General features: G+C 67.1%; 20 protein-coding genes. 12 read left to right on the forward strand and 8 right to left on the reverse strand.

Translation table 11 applies throughout. The annotated features are described in order from the left end of the window. Positions 1-26: 26 nt before the first annotated feature. Both mnmG and QT386_RS00080 read right to left on the reverse strand, forming a co-directional pair. Positions 27-1,919, reverse strand: a complete 1,893-nt coding sequence (gene mnmG, locus QT386_RS00075; protein WP_289271681.1) for a tRNA uridine-5-carboxymethylaminomethyl(34) synthesis enzyme MnmG — start codon at positions 1,917-1,919, stop codon at positions 27-29. Positions 1,920-2,170: 251 nt separating this feature from the next. Then, complete coding sequence (locus QT386_RS00080; protein ID WP_289271682.1) at positions 2,171-2,482, reverse strand: DUF962 domain-containing protein; 312 nt, start codon at positions 2,480-2,482, stop codon at positions 2,171-2,173. A gap of 136 nt (positions 2,483-2,618) precedes the next feature. On the opposite strand from QT386_RS00080, the gene QT386_RS00085 reads away from it, so the two are divergent. From QT386_RS00085 to QT386_RS00120, 8 genes are all read left to right on the forward strand, one after another. Continuing rightward, entirely contained in the window at positions 2,619-3,059 is a 441-nt protein-coding gene (locus tag QT386_RS00085; RefSeq protein ID WP_289271683.1) for a RimK/LysX family protein, read from the forward strand. Further along, the gene (gene rimK / locus QT386_RS00090) at positions 3,056-3,958 is read left to right on the forward strand and encodes a 30S ribosomal protein S6--L-glutamate ligase (RefSeq protein WP_289271684.1); all 903 of its coding nucleotides are present in this window, start codon (positions 3,056-3,058) and stop codon (positions 3,956-3,958) included. The genes QT386_RS00085 and rimK overlap by 4 nt, the downstream gene beginning before the upstream one ends. Positions 3,959-4,028: 70 nt before the next feature. Further along, positions 4,029-5,093: a succinylglutamate desuccinylase/aspartoacylase family protein gene (locus tag QT386_RS00095; protein ID WP_289271685.1), complete on the forward strand. Its 1,065-nt coding sequence runs from the start codon at positions 4,029-4,031 to the stop codon at positions 5,091-5,093. Positions 5,094-5,191: 98 nt separating this feature from the next. Further along, positions 5,192-7,009: an ABC transporter ATP-binding protein/permease gene (locus QT386_RS00100; RefSeq protein WP_289271686.1), complete on the forward strand. Its 1,818-nt coding sequence runs from the start codon at positions 5,192-5,194 to the stop codon at positions 7,007-7,009. Positions 7,010-7,096: 87 nt separating this feature from the next. Beyond that, positions 7,097-7,948: a lysophospholipid acyltransferase family protein gene (locus QT386_RS00105; protein ID WP_289271687.1), complete on the forward strand. Its 852-nt coding sequence runs from the start codon at positions 7,097-7,099 to the stop codon at positions 7,946-7,948. Continuing rightward, entirely contained in the window at positions 7,948-8,910 is a 963-nt protein-coding gene (locus tag QT386_RS00110) for an SDR family oxidoreductase (RefSeq protein WP_289271688.1), read from the forward strand. The genes QT386_RS00105 and QT386_RS00110 overlap by 1 nt, the downstream gene beginning before the upstream one ends. A 99-nt stretch (positions 8,911-9,009) precedes the next feature. Next, on the forward strand, positions 9,010-9,501 hold the full coding sequence (locus tag QT386_RS00115) for a Dps family protein (protein ID WP_289271689.1): 492 nt from the start codon (positions 9,010-9,012) through the stop codon (positions 9,499-9,501). A gap of 148 nt (positions 9,502-9,649) precedes the next feature. Continuing rightward, a complete protein-coding gene (locus QT386_RS00120) occupies positions 9,650-10,639 on the forward strand; it encodes an ABC transporter ATP-binding protein (RefSeq protein WP_289271690.1) in 990 nt (329 codons plus the stop codon). A 133-nt stretch (positions 10,640-10,772) separates the two neighbouring features. Here the strand turns inward: QT386_RS00120 and QT386_RS00125 are convergent, their stop codons facing one another. Beyond that, on the reverse strand, positions 10,773-11,546 hold the full coding sequence (locus tag QT386_RS00125; RefSeq protein ID WP_289271691.1) for a M48 family metallopeptidase: 774 nt from the start codon (positions 11,544-11,546) through the stop codon (positions 10,773-10,775). A gap of 184 nt (positions 11,547-11,730) precedes the next feature. Here QT386_RS00125 and QT386_RS00130 point away from each other — a divergent pair, with 184 nt between their 5' ends. After that, positions 11,731-11,943 carry a cold-shock protein gene (locus QT386_RS00130; RefSeq protein ID WP_289271692.1) on the forward strand — a complete coding sequence of 71 codons (213 nt, stop codon included), beginning with the start codon at positions 11,731-11,733 and terminating at the stop codon, positions 11,941-11,943. Positions 11,944-12,077: 134 nt separating this feature from the next. On the opposite strand, the gene QT386_RS00135 is transcribed toward QT386_RS00130, so the two are convergent. Together QT386_RS00135 and pdxH are read right to left on the reverse strand one after the other, a co-directional pair. Then, positions 12,078-12,893 carry an SDR family oxidoreductase gene (locus tag QT386_RS00135; RefSeq protein ID WP_289271693.1) on the reverse strand — a complete coding sequence of 272 codons (816 nt, stop codon included), beginning with the start codon at positions 12,891-12,893 and terminating at the stop codon, positions 12,078-12,080. A gap of 34 nt (positions 12,894-12,927) precedes the next feature. Then, positions 12,928-13,545, reverse strand: a complete 618-nt coding sequence (gene pdxH, locus QT386_RS00140; RefSeq protein ID WP_289271694.1) for a pyridoxamine 5'-phosphate oxidase — start codon at positions 13,543-13,545, stop codon at positions 12,928-12,930. Between the two features lie 60 nt (positions 13,546-13,605). Here pdxH and QT386_RS00145 point away from each other — a divergent pair, with 60 nt between their 5' ends. Both QT386_RS00145 and QT386_RS00150 read left to right on the forward strand, forming a co-directional pair. Beyond that, positions 13,606-14,595, forward strand: a complete 990-nt coding sequence (locus QT386_RS00145) for a YhdH/YhfP family quinone oxidoreductase (RefSeq protein WP_289271695.1) — start codon at positions 13,606-13,608, stop codon at positions 14,593-14,595. 482 nt (positions 14,596-15,077) lie between these two features. Then, the gene (locus tag QT386_RS00150) at positions 15,078-15,518 is read left to right on the forward strand and encodes a thioesterase family protein (protein WP_289271696.1); all 441 of its coding nucleotides are present in this window, start codon (positions 15,078-15,080) and stop codon (positions 15,516-15,518) included. A 27-nt stretch (positions 15,519-15,545) separates the two neighbouring features. On the opposite strand, the gene QT386_RS00155 is transcribed toward QT386_RS00150, so the two are convergent. From QT386_RS00155 to QT386_RS00165, 3 genes are all read right to left on the reverse strand, one after another. Further along, complete coding sequence (locus QT386_RS00155) at positions 15,546-15,971, reverse strand: cupin domain-containing protein (RefSeq protein ID WP_289271697.1); 426 nt, start codon at positions 15,969-15,971, stop codon at positions 15,546-15,548. Then, positions 15,968-16,471 carry a hypothetical protein gene (locus QT386_RS00160; RefSeq protein WP_289271698.1) on the reverse strand — a complete coding sequence of 168 codons (504 nt, stop codon included), beginning with the start codon at positions 16,469-16,471 and terminating at the stop codon, positions 15,968-15,970. The genes QT386_RS00155 and QT386_RS00160 overlap by 4 nt, the downstream gene beginning before the upstream one ends. Before the next feature lie 179 nt (positions 16,472-16,650). After that, positions 16,651-18,105 carry an aldehyde dehydrogenase family protein gene (locus QT386_RS00165; protein ID WP_289271699.1) on the reverse strand — a complete coding sequence of 485 codons (1,455 nt, stop codon included), beginning with the start codon at positions 18,103-18,105 and terminating at the stop codon, positions 16,651-16,653. Between the two features lie 254 nt (positions 18,106-18,359). Between QT386_RS00165 and QT386_RS00170 the strand changes: the two genes are divergently transcribed. Then, entirely contained in the window at positions 18,360-19,760 is a 1,401-nt protein-coding gene (locus QT386_RS00170; RefSeq protein ID WP_289271700.1) for a wax ester/triacylglycerol synthase family O-acyltransferase, read from the forward strand. Positions 19,761-19,819: the final 59 nt, after the last annotated feature.

The raw sequence follows: 19,819 nt of genomic DNA on the forward strand, positions 1-19,819 counted from the left end.
AATCTGAATACGGTTTGGGATCGCCATCAAGCGGTTTTGCGCAGTTGGCCCAGCTTCTTCAGGTGGATCAGCAACAGGGAGACCGCCGCCGGGGTGATGCCGGAGATGCGTGATGCCTGCGCCACCGTGTCCGGGCGGTGGTCGATCAGCTTCTGCCGCACCTCGTTGGACAGGCCGGCCACCGCGCGGTAGTCGAAGTTGGCCGGCAGCGGCGCTTCCTCGTAGCGGCGGGCGCGGTCGATCTCCAGTTGCTGGCGCTCGATGTAGCCGGCGTACTTGCACTGGATTTCCACCTGCTCGGCCACCGCCGGGTCCAGGTCCGTCGGCGCCAGGCCCAGGCCGGTGAGCACGGCGTAGCTGCCCTCGGGGCGGCGCAGCAGGTCCAGGCCGGACAGGCCGGAGGACACCGGCGCGGCGCCGAACACGGCCACCACCTCCGGCTGCGACAGCTGTGCCGGCTTGAGCCACAGCTCCTGCAGGCGACCGCGCTCGCGGGCGATGTCCTCGCGCTTGCGCTCGAAGGCCGACCAGCGCGTGTCGTCCACCAGGCCCATGTCGCGGCCCTGCGGCGTCAGGCGCAGGTCGGCGTTGTCCTCGCGCAGCAGCAGGCGGTGCTCGGCGCGCGAGGTGAACATGCGGTAGGGCTCGGTGGTGCCGCGGGTGACGAGGTCATCCACCAGCACGCCGAGGTAGGACTCGTGGCGCTGCGGCACCCAGGCCGGCTCGCCGCGGGCGTGGCGGGCGGCGTTGATGCCGGCCAGCAGGCCCTGCGCCGCCGCTTCCTCGTAGCCGGTGGTGCCGTTGATCTGGCCGGCGAAGAACAGGCCGGACAGCGTCATCGTCTCCAGCGAGCGCTGCAGGTCGCGCGGGTCGAAGTAGTCGTACTCGATGGCATAGCCGGGGCGCACGATCCGCGCCTGCTCCAGGCCCTTCATGCTGCGCACGAAGCGCTCCTGCACGTCGAAGGGCAGGCTGGTGGAGATGCCGTTCGGGTAGATCTCGTTGGTGGTCAGCCCTTCCGGCTCCAGGAAGACCTGGTGCGAGGTCTTGTCGCGGAAGCGGTTGACCTTGTCCTCCACGCTCGGGCAATAGCGCGGGCCCACGCCCTCGATCACGCCGGTGAACATCGGCGAGCGGTCGAAGCCGCTGCGGATGATCTCGTGCGTCTCTTCGTTGGTGTGGGTGATGTGGCAGGGCACCTGGCGCGGGTGGTCGGCGCGCGAGCCCAGGAAGGAGAACACCGGGCGCGGATCGTCGCCGGGCTGCTCCTGCAGCGCCGCCCAGTCGATGGTGCGGCCGTCCAGGCGCGGTGGGGTGCCGGTCTTGAGGCGGCCGGTGCGCGGCATCAGTTCGCGCAGGCGGCTGGACAGGGCGTTGGACGGCGCGTCGCCAGCGCGGCCGCCCTGGTAGTTGGACAGGCCTACGTGGATGCGCCCGCCCAGGAAGGTGCCGGTGGTCAGCACCACGGCCGGCGCGGTGAAGCGCAGGCCCATGCGGGTGACCACGCCGGCTACGCGGCCGCCCTCCACGATCAGGTCTTCCACTTCCTGCTGGAACAGCTCCAGGTCCGGCTGGTTCTCCAGCGCGTCGCGGACGAAGGCCTTGTACAGAGCGCGGTCGGCCTGGGCGCGGGTGGCGCGCACCGCCGGGCCCTTGCTGCCGTTGAGCGTGCGGAACTGGATGCCGGCATGGTCGGCGCCGCGCGCCATCAGGCCGCCCATGGCGTCGATCTCGCGCACCAGGTGGCCCTTGCCGATGCCGCCGATGGCGGGGTTGCAGGACATCTGCCCCAGGGTCTCGATGCTCTGCGTCACCAGCAGGGTCCGGCGGCCCATGCGGGCAGCCGCCAGCGCGGCCTCGGTACCGGCATGGCCGCCACCGATCACGATCACCTCGTACTGATGCAGTTCAGTGTTCATAACTACCTTCTGGGGCTGGCACCGTCGGTTTCTAAGCTCCGGCTCCTGCCTCGCTAAGAAACCCGGCTCCCGCCATCCATGGCGGGAGCGCTCACCGGCGTGGACTGCCACTGGCAGTCCACGACAGCCCCGGCTCGCCCAGCATGGCCACCGCCGATCACGATGACTTCGTAGTGGTGCAGATCAGGATTCATGGGAGATAAATGAAAACGCCCCGCAGTGCGGGGCGCGATTTTACCGCTATTCCGGCATCAAATCTTGATTTTTCCGGTGAGCATCTGCCACCACATCTTCCAGTCGCCCAGATAGGAAAGCCAGGGATACTGGAACGTGGCGGGCTTGTTGTGCTCGAAGAAGAAATGTCCCACCCAGGCAAAGGCATAGCCCTGGATGAAGGCGGCGGCGATCAGCCACCAGGTCTGCGTGGCCACGGCGTAGATCACCAGGGCCAGGCCCAGGCTGGTGCCGACGAAGTGCAGGCGCCGGCAGGTGCGGTCGGAATGCTCCTGCAGGTAGTAGGGGTAGAACTGTTCCATGTTGCGGTATTCGGCGGGCTGGCTCATGGCGTGCTCCGGTAGAAAGGGTATGGCGCCAGTATCCCCCCGCGCCGGGTGCGTCTCAAGCGTAAATCTTCCCTATGCCGCACCGCTTTTTGTTGTCTAATGCCCATATTCCAGGCACTTACGACGGGATCCCTGCTTGCGCATCGACAAGATCGCCCTGCGGCCGCGCATGCTCGGCTGGCGCGAATGGGTCGCGCTGCCGCAGTTCGGCGTGCGCCAGATCAAGGGCAAGATGGACACCGGAGCGCGCAGCTCGGTGATTCATGCCTTCGCCATCGAGCGGCCGGCGCCCGGGCGCCTGCGCTTCGGCCTGCACCCGCTGCAGAACTCCGAACGCGAGATCTGGTGCGAGGCCGAGATGATCGACGAGCGCTGGGTCACCGACTCCGGCGGGCACCGCGAACTGCGCCCCTTCATCCGCACGCCGGTGACCCTGGGGCACGACACCTGGGACGTGGAAATCTCGTTGACGGCACGCGACACCATGCGCTTCCGCCTGCTGCTGGGCCGCACGGCCCTGGCAGGGCATTATGTGGTCGACCCCGCTTCTTCGTATCTGCTGGGAAAGCGCCGATGAAGATCGCCATCCTGTCTCGCAACCGCCGCCTGTACTCGACCCGCCGCCTGATCGAGGCCGCCGAGCAGCGCGGCCACGATGTCAGCGTGATCGACGTGCTGCGCTGCTACATGAACATCCTGCCGCACTCCCCGGAAATCCATTACCGCGGGCAGAAGCTGCAGGGCTATGACGCCATCGTGCCGCGCATCGGCGCCTCCGTGACCTTCTACGGCACGGCGGTGGTGCGCCAGTTCGAGATGATGGACGTCTACTGCCTCAACGAGTCGGTGGCCATCACCCGGGCCCGCGACAAGCTCCGGGCGCTGCAGCTGCTGGCGCGCAAGGGCATCGGCATGCCGCGCACCGGGTTCGCCCACTCGCCGGACGACACCCACGACCTGATCGGCCTGGTCGGCGGCGCGCCGATGGTGATCAAGCTGATCGAGGGCACCCAAGGCCAGGGCGTGGTGCTGGCCGAGACCGACAAGGCCGCCGAGTCGGTGATCGACGCCTTCCGCGGGCTGGACGCCTACTTCCTCGCCCAGGAGTTCATCGAGGAAGCCAAGGGCAGCGACATCCGTTGCTTCGTCATCGGCGGCAAGGTGGTGGCGGCGATGATGCGCACCGCCAAGCCCGGCGAGTTCCGCTCCAACCTGCACCGTGGCGGCACCGCCCAGGCGGTGAAGATCACGCCGGAGGAGCGTTCCACCGCCGTGCGCGCGGCCAAGATCATGGGCCTGAACGTGGCTGGCGTGGACATCCTGCGCTCCAACCATGGCCCGGTGGTGATGGAGGTGAATTCCTCCCCCGGCCTGGAGGGCATCGAGGCCGCGTCCGGCGTGGATATTGCCGGCAAGATCATCGAGTTCATCGAAAAGAACGCGGCGCCGGGCAAGACCCGGACCAAGGGCGGCTAGCCGTCCGCCGGATTGCCGGCGAATGGCCGGACGCCCTGCGACGGCGTCCCCGTTTGAAACAAGGAGTGCCATGAAGAATAAGAGCACCAGGGCCGCGAAGGCAGACCTCTTCGAGATCGGCGGTGAGCGCGTTGGCTGCGGCGAGCGTCGCAACATCCAGCTGCCGGTGGCCAATCTCTACACCAATACGCCCGTGACGCTGCCGGTGCGCGTGGTGCGCGGCAGCGAGCCCGGCCCCACGGTCTTTGTCAGCGCGGCCCTGCACGGCGACGAGATCATCGGCGTGGAGATCATCCGCCGCCTGCTGGTCTCCAGCCGCCTGGAGCATTTGCGCGGCACGCTGCTGGCGGTGCCCATCGTCAACACGCTGGCGTTCCTGCACCAGTCGCGCTACCTGCCCGACCGGCGCGATCTCAACCGCAGCTTCCCCGGCAGCGAGCGCGGCTCGCTGGCGGCGCGGCTGGCCAACCTGTTCCTGCGCGAGATCGTCGGCCGCTCCGACTTCGGCATCGACCTGCACACCGGCGCCATCCACCGGCCCAACCTGCCGCAGATCCGCGCCGACCTGTCCAACCCCGACACCCTGCGCCTGGCGCGGGCCTTCGGCGCACCGCTGCTGCTGGACTCGCAACCCACCAAGGGCACCCTGCGCGAGTACACGACGAAGAAGGGCATCCCGGTGCTGCTCTACGAATCCTCCGAGGCGCTGCGCTTCGACGAGGTCAGCATCCGCATCGGCGCCCGCGGCGTGCTCAACGTGCTGGAGGCCATCGGCATGCTGCCGCCGCCGGCCCGCAAGTCGCGCGCGACGGTGATCAAGCCGGTGCTGGCCACTCGCGATTCGTGGGTGCGAGCCCCGGCCAGCGGTATCCTGCGCGCCCAGGTGGCGCTGGGCGAGCCGGTGGAGGAGGGCCAGGTGCTGGGGGTGATCGGCGACCCCATGGGCGAGCTCGATGCCCCGGTGCTCAGCAGCACCGACGGCGTGGTGATCGGCCGCGTGTCCATGCCCCTGGTGCACGAGGGTGATGCCCTGTTCCATATCGCCGAGCTGGCCGAGCCGGGCAGCGCCGGCGGCGTGGCGCGGCGCATCCGCCAGGCCGAGCAGCAGAAGAGGAAGCATCCGCGGATCGTTTAAAAGACAGATAGTAGATAGTAGCTTCTAGATAGTAGAAAAAGCGGAAGCCGCCCCCAACTACTATCTACCAACTACTATCTACTATCTTGGCGCCAGCCATGTCCCGCCGCCTCGCCGCCGAAACCCCCGACGACCCCGTCCCCAGCACCGACTGGCGGGTGCTGCGCACGCTCTGGCCCTATCTGACCGAATTCCCCGTCCGGGTGGCAGTGGCCCTGGCGTTCCTGGTGCTGGCCAAGCTGGCGGGCGTGGCCCTGCCGATGTTCCTCAAGCACCTGGTGGACTCGCTGGACATCAAGGACGGCGGCCTGTTCCTGCTGCCGCTGGGACTGCTGCTGGCCTACGGCGCCATGCGCTTCGCCGCCGCGCTGTTCGGCGAACTGCGCGACCTGGTGTTCGGCCGCGTCAGCGAGCGCGCCATGCGCCGGGCGGCGCTCAAGGTGTTCCAGCACCTGCACCGGCTGGACCTGGATTTCCACCTGACGCGCCGTACCGGCGGGCTGTCGCGCGACATCGAGCGCGGCGTCAGCGGCATCAGCTTCCTGCTGCGCTTCACCCTGTTCAACATCATCCCGACCCTGCTGGAAATCGGCCTGGTGGCGGCGATCCTGCTGTTCAACTACGGCGCCAGCTTTGCCCTGATCACCGCGGTGTCGGTGGCGCTGTACGTATTCTTCTCGGTGGTGGTCACCGAATGGCGCACGCAGTACGTGCGCGAGGCCAACGCCCTGGATTCGCGCGCCAACACCCGCGCGGTGGACTCGCTGCTGAACTACGAGACGGTGAAGCTGTTCGGCAACGAGAAGCACGAGGCCGACGAGTACGACCGCTTCCTGGCGAAGTGGGAGACGGCGCAGCAGCAGCAGCGCTTGTCGCTGGGGGCGCTCAATGCCGGCCAGGCCCTGATCGTGGCGGTGGCCCTGACCTGGATGATGGTGCTGGCGGCGCAGCAGGTGGGTGCCGGAACCATGACCCTGGGTGACTTCGTGGCAGTGAATGCCTACATCATCCAGCTGTTCGTGCCATTGAACTTCCTGGGCTTCGTCTACCGCGAGATTCGCCGGGCCATGACCGACATGCAGCGCATGTTCGGCCTGCTGCAGCAGCGTCCCAAGGTGGCCGATGCCCCGGACGCGCCGGACCTGGTCCTGGCGCCAGCCGAGGCCGGCCTGAGCTTCGAGAAGGTGTCCTTCGGCTACAGCGACAAGCGCCGCATCCTGCATGAGCTCAGCTTCGAGGTGCCGCCGGGGCGCAAGATCGCCGTGGTGGGCCCCAGCGGCTCGGGCAAGTCCACGCTGGCGCGCCTGCTGTTCCGCTTCTACGACCCGGACGAGGGTGCCGTGCGCATCGGCGGGCAGGACATCCGCGGCATCAGCCAGGACAGCCTGCGCCGCCTGATCGGCGTGGTGCCGCAGGATACGGTGCTGTTCAACGACACCCTGCGCTACAACCTGGCCTACGGCCGGCCCGGCGCTACCCAGGAGGAGATCGAGCGGGTGGTGCGGCTGGCGCACCTGGAGGGCTTCATCGCCCAGTTGCCGGAGGGCTACGACACCCGGGTGGGCGAGCGCGGCCTGAAGCTGTCGGGCGGCGAGAAGCAGCGCGTGGCCATCGCCCGCGCCCTGCTGAAGAACCCGGCCATCCTGGTGTTCGACGAGGCCACCTCCTCGCTGGACTCCGGCTCGGAGCAGGCCATCCTGTCGGCGATCCGCGAGGTTGCGGCCCATCGTACCGCCCTGGTGATCGCCCACCGCCTGTCCACCATCACCGACGCCGACCAGATCCTGCTGCTGGAGCAGGGCCGCATCGCCGAGCGCGGCAGCCATGCCGAGCTGCTGGCGGCCGGTGGCGCCTATGCCCGCCTGTGGAAACTGCAGCAGCGCGACGGCGCGGAAAATACCCCGGCAAAGATGTGATTCCTCCCTTCCCCGGGGCACGGATTTCGCATACCGTGTGAACGAAAAATCAGGGGAGGCCGGCAGCAGCCGGCACGAAGGAAAAAGATGGCCATCAAGGATGTGCTGAGAGGGCTTGCCAGCTTCAGTCCGGGCGAGTCGCTGTACCGCAAGATCGTGACCCCCGAGGTGGAGGCGGCGATCGAGAAGATTCCCAAGCCGGTGGGCAGCTTCGGCTACGACCCCTGGGGCTACAACGAGAACGCGGTGAAGGTTTCGCTGGGCGTCACCAAGTGGCTCTACGACCACTACTTCCGCGTCACCGCCAACGGCCTGGAGAACATCCCGCCCAATGGCCGCCTGCTGATCATCGGCAACCATTCCGGGCAGCTGCCCATGGACGGCGTGCTGCTGGGCACCGCCCTGGCCACCAACCCCCACGGCCCGCGCGCGGCGCGCGCCATGATCGAGCGCTTCTTCCCCACGGTGCCTTACCTCGGCAACCTGCTGAACTCCATCGGTGCGGTGATCGGCGATCCGCTCAACTGCGCCAAGATGCTGGAATCCGACGAGGTCATCATCGTCTTCCCCGAGGGCGTGCGCGGCTCCGGCAAGCTCTACAAGGACCGTTACAAGCTGCAGCGCTTCGGCAACGGCTTCATGCACCTGGCGCTCACGCACAAGACGCCCATCATCCCGGTGGGCATCGTCGGCTGCGAGGAGACCATGCCCGCCGTGGCCAACATCGCGCCGCTGGCCAAGATCCTGGGCGTGCCCTACGTGCCGGTGGCGCCGCCGTTCCCGCTGCCGGCGCGGGTGCACCTGAACTTCGGCAAGCCGATGCAGTTCAAGTGCAACATGGAAAGCGAAGACGAAGTCACCGCCCTGGTGGAAGAAGTGAAGACCGAGATCCGGCGCCTGATCGCGCTGGGCCTGGAACAGCGCAAGGAGATCTACTGATGGCCGCCCGTCCCGCAGCAGCGAAGAAGACCATCCTGGTCACCGGCGCCGCCGGCTCGCTGGCCAAGCGCGTCATCGCGCGCCTGCACGGCCGCTACCAGGTGATCGCCGTGGACTTCCGCCAGAAGGTGGAGACCGACGCCAACATCCCCTCCTACAAGGTGGACCTGCACAAGCGCGGCTTCGAGGACATCTTCCGCAACCACAAGATCGACGCGGTGATCCACATCGGTCGCTTCTTCGCCCACGAGCAGGACCGCCAGCGGCGCTACAACGCCAACGTGCTCGGCACCAAGAAGCTGCTGGAGCTGTGCCGCAAGTACTTCGTCAAGCAGGTGATGATCCACTCGACCTACTACGTCTACGGCGCCAGCCCCTACAACCCGGCGCTGCTGGACGAGGACGCCCCGCTGAAGGCCAGCGAAGTGACGCAGGATCTGGTGGACTCCGTCGAGCTGGAAAGCCTGGCGCAGATCTACCTGTGGAAGTACCCGGAGCTGAACATCACCATCCTGCGCCCCTGCAACGTGCTGGGGCCGGGCGTCCGCAACAGCATGTCGCTGCTGCTGTCGCGCGGCATCGCGCCGGTGCTGCTGGGCTTCTCGCCGATGATGCAGTTCCTGCACGTGGACGACATGGCCGACGCCGTGGTCGTGGCCTTCGAGCAGAACAAGCCGGGCATCTACAACGTGGCGCCGGAGGACTGGGTGGCCTTCCAGGAGGCCGTGACGCAGAGCGGCTGCAGCAAGCTGCCGATCCCGTCGATTCCGCCGGTGCTGCCGAAGATGTGGAGCAACCTGCTGAACTGGAATGCCTTCTTCCCGCCGTACCTGATCAACTACTTCAAGTACCCGGTGATCATCGACGGCCGCCTGTTCCGCGACACCTTCGGCTGGAAGCCGCGGCGCAGCCTCAACGATATCTTCGGCTACTACCGCAAGAGCAAGCTGCTTGCGGCGTAGCGCGGAGATAGTCTGGATCAATCGTGGCGCAAGGAACTATTCACTGGTTCTGCTCGTCCACCCCTGACTAGAATGCGGGAACCCCATAGGAGCAGGCCCATGGCCAAGGAAAAGAAGCAGAAGGCGAAGATCGACATCGGCATCGGCAAGGACCAGCGCAAGGCGATCGCCGACGGCCTGTCGCGCCTGCTGGCCGACGAGTACACCCTGTACCTGAAGACCCACAACTTCCACTGGAACGTCACGGGGCCGATGTTCAACACCCTGCACCTGATGTTCGAGACCCACTACACCGAGGCCGCCCTGGCGGTGGACCTGGTGGCCGAGCGCATCCGCGCCCTGGGCTTCCCGGCGCCGGGCACCTACAAGCAGTACGTCGCCCTGTCCTCCATCAAGGAGACCGAGGGCGTGCCGGCTGCCATGGACATGGTGAAGCTGCTGGTCGAGGGCCACGAGGCCTGCGTCAAGACCGCGCGCAGCATCTTCCCGCTGGCCGACGCCGCCCACGACGAGCCCACTGCCGACCTGCTGACGCAGCGCATGCAGCTGCACGAGAAGACGGCGTGGATGCTACGGGCGCTGTTGGAATAAAGCCCCGGGGCCGCGTGTATGTGATGTCCGGACGCCGCCTGGCCCTAGCCAGGCGGCGTCCGGCGTTTTGCCCGCCGTCTTTTCCCTACGCCTCCAGCGCCCTTCCGGGGCGTGCCGGAACGCTCCGGTTCCGATAGCCTAGACCCCAATGAACGCCGTACTCGCTCCCGCCGTCTCCCCGCTGCTCTCCGTCCGCCGCCTGCGTGTGCAGTTCCAGCTGCGCGGCAGTTGGCCCTGGAGCAAGCCCGGCATCCTGCGCGCGGTGGAAGAGGTGAACTTCGACCTGGCGCCGGGCGAGACCCTGGGCATCGTCGGCGAGTCCGGCTGCGGCAAGTCCACGCTGGCTCGCAGCCTGGTGGGCCTGCAATCGGTGACCTCCGGCGGCATCCTCTACGATGGCAAGCCGCTGCAGGGCCTGGACGCCGAGGGCTGGCGCGCCATGCGCCGCGAGATCCAGATGGTGTTCCAGGACCCCCTGGCCAGCCTGGATCCGCGCATGACGGTGGGCGATATCATCGCCGAGCCCCTGCGTTCGCTGTGCCCCGAGATCGACGTCGCCGAGCGCGAGCGCCGCGTGGCGCAGTGGCTGGAGCGCGTCGGCCTGTCGGCGGCGCACCGCAACCGCTACCCGCATGAATTCTCCGGCGGCCAGTGCCAGCGCATCGGCATCGCCCGGGCCCTGGTGGTGCAGCCGCGCCTGCTGATCTGCGACGAGCCGGTGTCGGCGCTGGACGTGTCGGTGCAGGCGCAGATCATCAACCTGCTGCGCGACCTGCAGAAGGAGTTCGGCCTGTCGATGCTGTTCATCGCGCACGACCTGTCGGTGGTACGCCTGATCAGCCACCGCGTGCTGGTGATGTACCTGGGCAAGGTCATGGAGCAGGGCCCGCGCGAGACCCTGTTCGCCCAGCCGCTGCACCCCTACACCAAGGCCCTCATGGCCGCCGTGCCCGGCCAGCACCTGGGCGAAAAGGAACTGGTCGCGCGCGGGGAAATCCCCAGCCCGCTGAACCCGCCGCTGGGCTGCGTCTTCACCACGCGCTGCCCGATCGCCGACCCGCACTGCACCCGCCAGCCGCCGCCGCTGAAGTCGCTCTCGCGAGGGCGCGCGGTGGCCTGTCACTTCGTGGGTGGTTAGTCCTCGGGCATTTGAGGGTGCGAAGAAACCGTAGCGAGCATGCCCGAGGTTGCATCGAGGAGCGGAGCCGTACTGAAGTACGGCGAGCACCGGAGATGCAAGATCGGGCAGCGCAGTAGGTTTATTCGTATCCTCAGGAGCAGCGCGGCTTCTTGCCGGCAGCCACGGCCTGCTCATACAGCGGCACGGCCTTGGCCAGGTGCGCGTTCAGGTCGCGGATGCGCGTCTCGTTGGCCGGGTGGGTGGACATGAACTGCGGCGGGGCGTTGCCGCCGCTGGCCTTGGCCATGTTCTGCCACAGGGCTACCGACTGGCGCGGATCGAAGCCGGCACGCGCCATCAGCTCCTCGCCCAGCACGTCGGCCTCGGTCTCGTCGCCGCGCGAGAACGGCAGCACCAGCAGCAGGTTGGCGCCCATGCCGATCATGCCGGCGTCCACGCCCGAAGCGGCGCTGAGGATGTTCACGCCCAGCTGCGAGGCCATCTGGTTGGAGACGCGCGAGGCCGAGTGGCCGGCCAGCACGTGGGAGACTTCATGGCCGATGACCGCCGCCAGCTGGTCCTGCGTGGTGGCCACCTTCAGCAGGCCGGTGTAGACGCCGATCTTGCCGCCGGGCAGGGCAAAGGCGTTGACCTGCTTGTCCTCGAACACCTGCACCTCCCACTGGCGGCCGCCCGGCACTTCGCGGGTGATGGCATTGGCCACGCAGTTGACGTAGGCGTTGGTCTTGGCGTCCTGGGTCGGCGGCGTCTTGCTCTTCATCTCCTGGAAGGCGGTGACGCCCATCTGGTCCATCTCGCTGTCGGAGACCAGGCGCAGCTGGGTGCGGCCGGTCGGCGAGGTGGCGCAGGCAACGATCAGGGCGGCGAGGCCGGCGGTGGCGAGCAGGGCGAGGCGACGGTTCATGGAAGGGTCCGTGAGGCGGTTATCTGGCCGAATGATAGATCAGCGCCCCGGAAATTGTGCGCTGCAGGATTGCCCTCCGAAAAATGGATTCGCTACAGTGAATCCGGGCTGAACGCCCAGGTGCGTGTGCCGCGCAACGATCGCGGCACCGGAGACAGAGATAACAAGGGGAAGGGTTTTACCTATGTCCAATCGTGAAAACGGGACCGTGAAGTGGTTCGATAACGCCAAGGGTTACGGCTTCATCCAGCGCGGGGCGGGTGATGACGTGTTCGTGCACTTCCGGCAGATCCAGGGCAATGGCTACCGCACACTGCAGGAAGGCCAGCAGGTGGAATTCAGCGTGGTGCAGGGGCAGAAGGGCCTGCAGGCGGAGAACGTATCCGTCATGGCTTGAGCCCGCAGGGGCACAACGAAAAAGGCCGGGGATTCCCCGGCCTTTTTTGCTTTGTATCCCCCTCTCGGCAACTGCTCTATGCGTTGCCCTACCTTGGGCATCCATGCCCTCGCCGCCCTCAGGGCACAGATCCTTCAGCCCTTCTTGGCAGCGGCCAACGCTTGCTTCATCCCCGCGCTGGCCACGCTGGTGCCGCCCAGCGACCAGCCGCCGTCCACCGGCAGCACCACGCCGGTGACGTAGCTGGCCATCGGCGAGGCCAGCCACAGGCAGGCGTCGGCGATCTCCTGCTTGCTGCCGTAGCGGCCCATCGGCACCGACTCTTTGGTCAGTCGCTCGGCCTCGGCATTGGGCGCCAGGCGCGTCATGCCCTCGGTGTCGGCGATCGGGCCGGGCACCACGGAGTTGATGCGCACGCCGGCCGGGCCCCATTCGATGGCGCCCACGCGGGTCAGCATGTCCACGCCGGCCTTGGCGGCGCAGACGTGCATCTGGAATTCCATCGGGTTGTAGGCCTGTGGCGCGGAGATCTGGATGATGGACGCGCCCGGCTTCTTCAGCAGCGGGAAGGCGGAGCGCAGCACGTGGAAGCTGCCCAGCAGGTCGATCTCCACTACCGAGCGGAAGCCGTTAGGGGAGATGCCCAGCGCCGGCGCGGGGAAGTTGCCGGCGGCGCCGCTGATGAGCACGTCGATGGCGCCGAGCTTCGCATGGGCGGCCTTCAGCACCTCGTCCACCTTGGCGTGCTCGCGCACGTCGGCGGCATAGCCCGCTACCTCGCCGCCATGGGCCTGCAACTCCTTCACCGCGGCGTCCACCTTGTCCTGCGAGCGCGACATCACCGCCACCTTGGCGCCGGCACGGGCGAAGGCATGGGCGATGCCCAGGTTGATGCCGCTGGTGCCGCCGGAGACGAAGACGGTCTTGCCGCTGAAGTCGAAGGGATTCATGGAGCGCTCCTCGTGGTCTTGGATGTCGCTATCTTCAGGGTTCCAGGCGGTCGATTCGCCACCCGTTGCCGTCGCGGGTGTAGAGCAGGCGGTCGTGCAGGCGGCCGCGGCGGCCCTGCCAGAACTCGATGCTGGCGGGCACCAGTCGGTAGCCACCCCAGAAGTCGGGGAAGGGCACCTCGCTGCCGGCCAGGCGCTGGGCGTTCTCCTCCCAGCGGCGGTCCAGTTCCTCGCGGCTGGCCACCACCGCGCTCTGGCGCGAGGTCATGGCGCCGATCTGCGATTCGCGCGGGCGGCGGTAGAAGTATTCGCGCGACAGCGCCTCCGGCAGCTTCTCCACCGTGCCTTCGATACGCACCTGGCGCTCCAGGCGGTCCCACCAGAAGGTGGCGGCGCAGTGCGGGTTCTGCGCCAGCTCGCGGCCCTTGCGGCCCTCGTAGTTGGTATAGAAGCTCAGGTCCTCGCCGACGAAGCCCTTGAAAAGGACGATGCGCACCGAGGGCAGTCCGTCCACGCTGGTGCCCAGCGCCATCGCGGTGGGCTCGATCAGGCCGGCGGCCTTGGCGTCGTCCAGCCAGGCGGCGAGCTGCGCGATGGGGTCCGCCAGCAGGTCGCCATCGCCCAGCGGGGAATTCTTGGTGTACTGGCTCATGTCCGTCCCCGTTAAGATTGCCGCACATCATCCCATAGCTGCCCCGACAGGAACCGCTACATGACGACTTTCAAGGCCATCCGCGTCCACCAGAAGGACAAGGGCGCCGAGACCCGTATCGAGGACATCTCTGTGGCGGATCTCTCCGCCGGCGAGGTGGTGATCCAGGTCCACTACTCCAGCCTGAACTACAAGGATGCGCTGGCCGTGACCGGCAAGGGCCGCATCATGCGCCGCATGCCCTGTGTCGCCGGAATCGATCTCTCCGGCGTGGTCGCCGAGAGCGCCGACCCGGCCTACAAGGTTGGCGACAAGGTGCTGGTCACGGGCTGCGACATCGGCGAGCTGCACGACGGCGGCCTGGCGCAATACGCTCGCGTCGCCGCGTCCTCGGTGGTGCCGCTGCCGCCGGGCCTGTCGCTGAAGGAAGCGATGCAGCTTGGCACCGCCGGCTTCACCGCCGCGCTGGCGCTGCGCCGCATGCTGGAGAACCACCAGGCGCCGGACATGGGGCCCATCGCCGTGACCGGCCCCACCGGTGGCGTGGGCTCGGTGGCGCTGTCGCTGTTCAAGCGCGCGGGCTTTCGCACCGCCGCCATCACCGGCAAGCCGGAGTCCGCGCGGGACTACCTGCAGGCCCTGGGTGCCGACGAGATCGTGGACCGCAACACGCTGGACCTGGGCAAGCGCCCCATGGAGTCCGCCCGCTGGGGCGGCGCGGTGGATAACGTCGGCGGCGAGACGCTGACCTACCTCACGCGCACCGTGAATCCCTGGGGCAACATCGGCTGCATCGGCCTGGCGCAGTCGCACGAGCTGAACACCACGGTGATGCCGCTGATCCTGCGCGGCGTGTCGCTGCTGGGCATCCACTCCGTGCAGATGCCGCGCGCCTGGCGCCTGGAGGTCTGGCAACAGCTCGCCGGGCCCTGGAAGCCGCAGCTCGACCTGATCGCGCCGCGCGAGGTCACGCTGGAGCAGGTGCCCGCCGCCTGCGCCGAGATCGTGGCCGGCAAGGTCACCGGGCGCAGCATCGTGCGCGTGGCCTGAGTGCAACGGCGTTGAAAAAGCCCGCCTGCGGGCCGGCTTTTTCATGGCATTTAATTATTAATTGTTAAATAAAAATTTAATATTTAATAATTAAAAACAAGCAACAATGCTGCTTTGCGATGGGAGCGGATTTACCCGTACCACGGCACGCCAGACCGGCGAATACTGCAGACCTGACGAATGAGTCAGTAACGCATAGCCAGCGGTTGCCACTTCCCCCCGGACGACGAGGCAGCCGCAGCCAGAGAGCCCGACATCTTCATGAACCCGCGCCCGCGATCCCGTCCTCCGGAGTTTCCGTCCGGTCCGGGCGCGCGCGTCCCGCTGCAAACCCATGACCCGCGCCGGGCCGAGGTCCGGCGCCCGGCGTAGCCGTCACCGATCAAGAGGGGGGAGCGCTAGGCCCCGCGTGGAGCAATCCGGCGGGGTCATTTTTTTGACCGCGCGGGCTAAGCTTGCAGGCCGGCCCCTGGAGTTCCCCGATGTCCCAAGATTTCCGCTACTACCTGCGCGTGCGCTACGGCGAGTGCGATGCGCAGAAGGTCGTGTTCAATGCCCGCTACGGCGAGTACGTGGACCTGGCGGTGTCCGAGTTCATCCGCGCCATCGGCTACGGCGAGCAGATGGTCAGCAGCGAGCTGGATTTCCAACTGGTGAAGCAGACCACCGAGTGGAAGGCGCCCTCGCGCTACGACGACGTGCTGGAATGCCGCGTCGCCACGCGACACATCGGCAACACCTCCTTCACCATCGGCGTGGAGTTCCGCCTGGCCGGCGAAGAGGCGATGCGTGCCAGCTCCGATACGGTCTACGTGATGGTGAACCACCAGTTGGGCAAGACCCCGGTGCCTGCGACCTTTCGCGCCGCCCTGGAAGATGGCGCGAAAGGCCGTAGCATCGATCACGCGGCTTGCGGGCGCTGAGCAGGGGCCCCGCAACGGCAGGCGGTGTCAGGGCGTTATCGGCACCAGCGCGGTCGGGCCTTCGCCGCTCTCCTGCACGATGACCTCGCCCTCGGGAGCCGACGAGAAGTGCGGCGTGCCGGCCGGCACCACCAGCAGGGTGCCGGGGCCGTAGCCCTCCAGCGCCCCGGGGTCGAAGCGCGTGCCGGTGGCGAAGAAGTAGCGCCCCTTCAGCACCGTGATCGTGCGCGTGTCGGGGTGGCTATGCGGCGCGGAGCGCGCGCCCTGCTCGAAGCGCGCGCGGATCACGTAGGGCCCTGTCCTGGGATCGCCATGCACCACCGCGACGATGGCGCCCGGCGCAGCCGGTTCGCTGCGCCAGTTGAGGCTGTCGGGGCTGACGATCTCGACGCCGCCGGCCAGTGCCGCCGGAGCGGCCAGGGCCATCAGCAGGGCCGCCGCCTTGCGTCTCATGCAGGGTGATCGCCGCCGACGAAGGCGACGCCGTGCGGCAGCGGGGCGCCCTTGTAGACCTTCCAGGCGCCGGGCACCTCGAGGATGAAGGTGGCGGCCACGCCGAGCACGGTCAGGCCCATGGCGATGCGGTCGGCCCAGTAGCCCAGGTCCAGGATCACGGCCAGCAGGGCCACCACGATGATCGAGGCGATGAAGCCGCCCATCGACATGGCCAGGAACTGGCGGCGGTCGTTGCGATCGCTGTCGAACTTGAACAGGAACACCGCGGCCAGCGTCGGCGGCAGTTCCACGCGGCTGCCGCGGGACAGCGCTCCGAGCAGGTGGCCCCACTCGTGCACCAGGTAGCCGCTGACGGCCACCAGCGCGCCGCCCAGGATCGCCACCGGCCAGTGCAGCGCCGTACCGGCGGCCTGCAACTGATGGCTCCAGGCCACCAGAGCCAGGGTCGCGGCCACCACCACCAGATCGCGCGCCAGCAGCTTGGGCATCATCGACATGTTCTTCTCCTCGCTTTCATGGGCCGGGTACGTGCCCGGAGCCTTGATCCGATTGAGACATGGCGGGGGCGGGGTCGCCTCGTCCCAACCGGTTAGTTTTCGACCTTAAACCCGGCGCCGGGCGCGGGCAACAAAAAAGGCCGGGCAACTGCCCGGCCTTTTGCAAGACGCCCGCCCGATCAGGCGAGGATCTTCGCCAGCTTCTTGATCATGCCGATGATCTTGAGCGTGAACGCGGAGTGGGGCGGGAAGAACAGCGTGGCGCCCATGATGCGGGTGCGGACCACGCCGCGCTCGTGCGAGAAGGCCTTGAAGCCATAGTGGCCGTGGCCATTGCCGATGCCGGAGTTGTTGACGCCGCCGAAGGGCAGGTTGGCGTGCAGGAACTGCACCACGGTGTGGTTGATGCAGGTGCCACCGGCGCTGGTGTTCTTCATCACCTTCTGGATATTCGCCTCGGTCTTGCTCCAGATGTACAGCGCCAGCGGCTTGGGCTGGTCGTTGATCTGCTGGATGACATCGTCGAGGTTGCGGTAGGGGATGATCGGCAGCAGCGGCCCGAAGATTTCCTCGCTCTGGATCTTGGCGTCCACCGGGATGTTGTCGATCAGTGTCGGCGCGATGAAGCAGGCGCCTTCGTCCACCGCGCCGCCAGTCAGCACGCGCGCGCCGCGCTGCTGCGCGTCGCTCAGCAGGCCGGCGATGCGCTGGGTGTGGCGCTGGTTGACCACGCGCGCCAGGTAGGGGCTGTTCATCTGCTCCTGCGCGGTGGTGCCGTAGGCATTGGCGATCACGCCGCGGCATTCCTCGATGAACTGATCCTTGACCGACTCGTGCACGAAGATGTGATCCGGCGCGATGCAGGTCTGGCCGTTGTTGGTGAACTTGCCCCAGAGGATGTTGCGCGCGGCCAGGTTCAGGTTGGCCGAGGCGTCGACGATGGTCGGCGACTTGCCACCCAACTCCAGCGTCACCGAGGTCAGGTGCTTGGCGGCGGCCGCCATCACCACCTTGCCGATCGCCGGCGAGCCGGTGAAGAAGATGTGGTCGAAGGGCAGGGCCAGCAGGGCGGTGGACACCGCGGCGTCGCCCTCGAAGATCGCCACTTCATCCTCGGAGAACAGCTCGCGGGTGATCTTCACCATCAGCGCCGACAGGTGCGGCGTCATTTCCGAGGGCTTCAGGATCGCGGTGCAGCCGGCCGCGATCGCCGATACCAGCGGCCCGAAAGTCAGGTTAACCGGGTAGTTCCACGGCGAGATGATCAGGCTGCGGCCCTTGGGCTCGTACTGCACGTAGCCCTTGGTGCCCAGCATCAGCGGCGTCGGCATCACGCTCTTGGGCTTCATCCACTTCTTGAGGTGGCGGATGGCGTCGTTGGCTTCCACCACCACGGTGACGATCTCGGTGAGGTCCACTTCCACCGGCGGCTTCTTGAAGTCCTTGTAGCCGGCCTCGTGGAATTCCTCGGAGCGCGCCAGCAGCGTGTCGCGCAGCTTCTTGATCTTGGCGATGCGCTCCTCGGCGGTGGAGGTGCGCAGCCGCAATGCGGTGGCCCGCTGGCGGTCGAAGACGCGCTTGATTTCGGCTTCGGCGGCACTGATGCCGGGCAGGTAGGACACCGCAGTGTTCATGTGCTTCTCCTCGAGGGCTCGCCAGTCGTTTGCTAAACGAGCGTTTAAGAACAAGGCAAAAGTATAGGCCGAAACCTGCGTCCCCGGACATATCAAAGATCAAGGCCGGATCGAGATTTTTAATTAAATATTGCATTGAATATTTAATTAAAATTCACAAAATCACGGGCCTGCACCGTACGCGCCATAGGCCCTGCGGCCAATCTGTGCTTTCATTCCCTCCACAAAATGAAGACAACCGGCTGAGGAGCCTCATGAAAACCCTGAACCCGCTGGATGCGACCTGGCTCTACGTCGACAGCGCGCGCACGCCGATGCATGTCGCCAACCTGTCGATCTACTCGATGCCGGAGAACGCGCCCGATAACTGGTTCAGCGACATCGTGGCCAACCTGCGCCAGACCCGCCATTTCGCCGCGCCCTTCAATCTCAAGCTGACCTCGCCCCGCCTCAAGTCGGTGTTCCCGACCTGGAGCGAGACCACAGACATCGACATCGACTACCACTTCCGCCACTCCGCACTGCCCAAGCCGGGCGGCGAGCGCGAGCTGGGTGTGCTGATCTCGCGCCTGCACTCGCACCCCATGGACTTCACCCGCCCGCTGTGGGAATGTCACCTGATCGAGGGCCTGGAGAACAATCGCTTCGCGCTCTACGTGAAGGTGCACCACTCGCTGGTGGATGGCGTCGGCGGCATGCGCATGCTGACCAAGATGCTCTCCTTCGACCCCGCCGCGCGCGACCTGCCGCCGCCCTGGAGCGTCGGCACCGGCCGCGATGGTCCGCGCCCGCGGCGCGAAGGCGCGCCGAGCACGCCCTGGGAGAAGCTGCGTGCCGGCCTGCAGCGCCAGGGTGAGTCGCTCCCGGAGCTGTCGCGCGCCTTCGGCGATCTCGCTCGCCAGGCCGGCACGCACCAGAACCCGGACTGGGTGCTGCCCTTCGAGGGCCCCAAGTCGATCCTCAACGGCAAGGTCTCCGCGCAGCGCCGTTTCGCCACGCAGCACTACGAGCTGGATCGCGTGAAGAAGGTGGCCAAGGCTGCTGGCGTGACCGTCAATGACGTGTTCCTCGGCCTGTCCGCCGCCGCGCTGCGCCGCTACCTGGGCGAGCTGGATCAGCTGCCGGCCAAGTCGCTCACCGCGGGCCTGCCGGTGTCGGTGCGCCCGGCGGATGACGTGCACTCGGGCAACGCCATCAGCTTCATCATCTCCAGCCTGCACACCGAGCTCGCCGATCCCATCGAGCGCCTGAAGGCGATCCACGATTCCACGCAGGCTGCCAAGGTGCATCTGCAGAGCCTGCCCAAGGCGGGCATCAACAACTACACGATGCTGTACATGTCGCCCTACGTGCTGCAGCTGCTCACCGGCCTGGGCGGCGTCACGCGGCCGATGTTCAATCTGACCATCTCCAACGTGCCGGGGCCGGATCGTCCGCTGTACTTCAATGGCGCGCGGCTGGAGCAGATGTATCCGGTGTCGCTGCTGTCGGACGGACAGGCGCTGAACATCACCAGCGTCAGCTACGCGGGGCAGTTCAACATCGGCTTCACCGGCTGCCGCGACATCCTGCCGTCGATGCAGCGCTTGGCCGTCTACACCGGTGAGGCGTTGGAAGAGCTGGAGATGGAGACGAAGGTGAAGCGGGTAGCGTGACTCTCTTTCCTCTCCCCTTGCGGGAGAGGGTGGCCCGTCAGGGCCGGGAGAGGGGGAGC

Source organism: Solimonas sp. SE-A11, assembly GCF_030345715.1.
Taxonomy (GTDB): domain Bacteria; phylum Pseudomonadota; class Gammaproteobacteria; order Nevskiales; family Nevskiaceae; genus Solimonas_A.

Coding starts and splice junctions, on each gene's coding strand:
- QT386_RS00080 (WP_289271682.1), bottom strand. CDS start 2,482: ATGAGCCAGCCCGCCGAATACCGCAACATGGAACAGTTCTACCCCTAC.
- QT386_RS00120 (WP_289271690.1), top strand. CDS start 9,650: ATGAACGCCGTACTCGCTCCCGCCGTCTCCCCGCTGCTCTCCGTCCGC.
- rimK (WP_289271684.1), top strand. CDS start 3,056: ATGAAGATCGCCATCCTGTCTCGCAACCGCCGCCTGTACTCGACCCGC.
- QT386_RS00165 (WP_289271699.1), bottom strand. CDS start 18,105: ATGAACACTGCGGTGTCCTACCTGCCCGGCATCAGTGCCGCCGAAGCC.
- pdxH (WP_289271694.1), bottom strand. CDS start 13,545: ATGAGCCAGTACACCAAGAATTCCCCGCTGGGCGATGGCGACCTGCTG.
- QT386_RS00110 (WP_289271688.1), top strand. CDS start 7,948: ATGGCCGCCCGTCCCGCAGCAGCGAAGAAGACCATCCTGGTCACCGGC.
- QT386_RS00115 (WP_289271689.1), top strand. CDS start 9,010: ATGGCCAAGGAAAAGAAGCAGAAGGCGAAGATCGACATCGGCATCGGC.
- QT386_RS00100 (WP_289271686.1), top strand. CDS start 5,192: ATGTCCCGCCGCCTCGCCGCCGAAACCCCCGACGACCCCGTCCCCAGC.
- QT386_RS00170 (WP_289271700.1), top strand. CDS start 18,360: ATGAAAACCCTGAACCCGCTGGATGCGACCTGGCTCTACGTCGACAGC.
- QT386_RS00145 (WP_289271695.1), top strand. CDS start 13,606: ATGACGACTTTCAAGGCCATCCGCGTCCACCAGAAGGACAAGGGCGCC.
- QT386_RS00135 (WP_289271693.1), bottom strand. CDS start 12,893: ATGAATCCCTTCGACTTCAGCGGCAAGACCGTCTTCGTCTCCGGCGGC.
- QT386_RS00125 (WP_289271691.1), bottom strand. CDS start 11,546: ATGAACCGTCGCCTCGCCCTGCTCGCCACCGCCGGCCTCGCCGCCCTG.
- QT386_RS00130 (WP_289271692.1), top strand. CDS start 11,731: ATGTCCAATCGTGAAAACGGGACCGTGAAGTGGTTCGATAACGCCAAG.
- QT386_RS00095 (WP_289271685.1), top strand. CDS start 4,029: ATGAAGAATAAGAGCACCAGGGCCGCGAAGGCAGACCTCTTCGAGATC.
- QT386_RS00155 (WP_289271697.1), bottom strand. CDS start 15,971: ATGAGACGCAAGGCGGCGGCCCTGCTGATGGCCCTGGCCGCTCCGGCG.
- mnmG (WP_289271681.1), bottom strand. CDS start 1,919: ATGAACACTGAACTGCATCAGTACGAGGTGATCGTGATCGGTGGCGGC.
- QT386_RS00160 (WP_289271698.1), bottom strand. CDS start 16,471: ATGTCGATGATGCCCAAGCTGCTGGCGCGCGATCTGGTGGTGGTGGCC.
- QT386_RS00105 (WP_289271687.1), top strand. CDS start 7,097: ATGGCCATCAAGGATGTGCTGAGAGGGCTTGCCAGCTTCAGTCCGGGC.
- QT386_RS00150 (WP_289271696.1), top strand. CDS start 15,078: ATGTCCCAAGATTTCCGCTACTACCTGCGCGTGCGCTACGGCGAGTGC.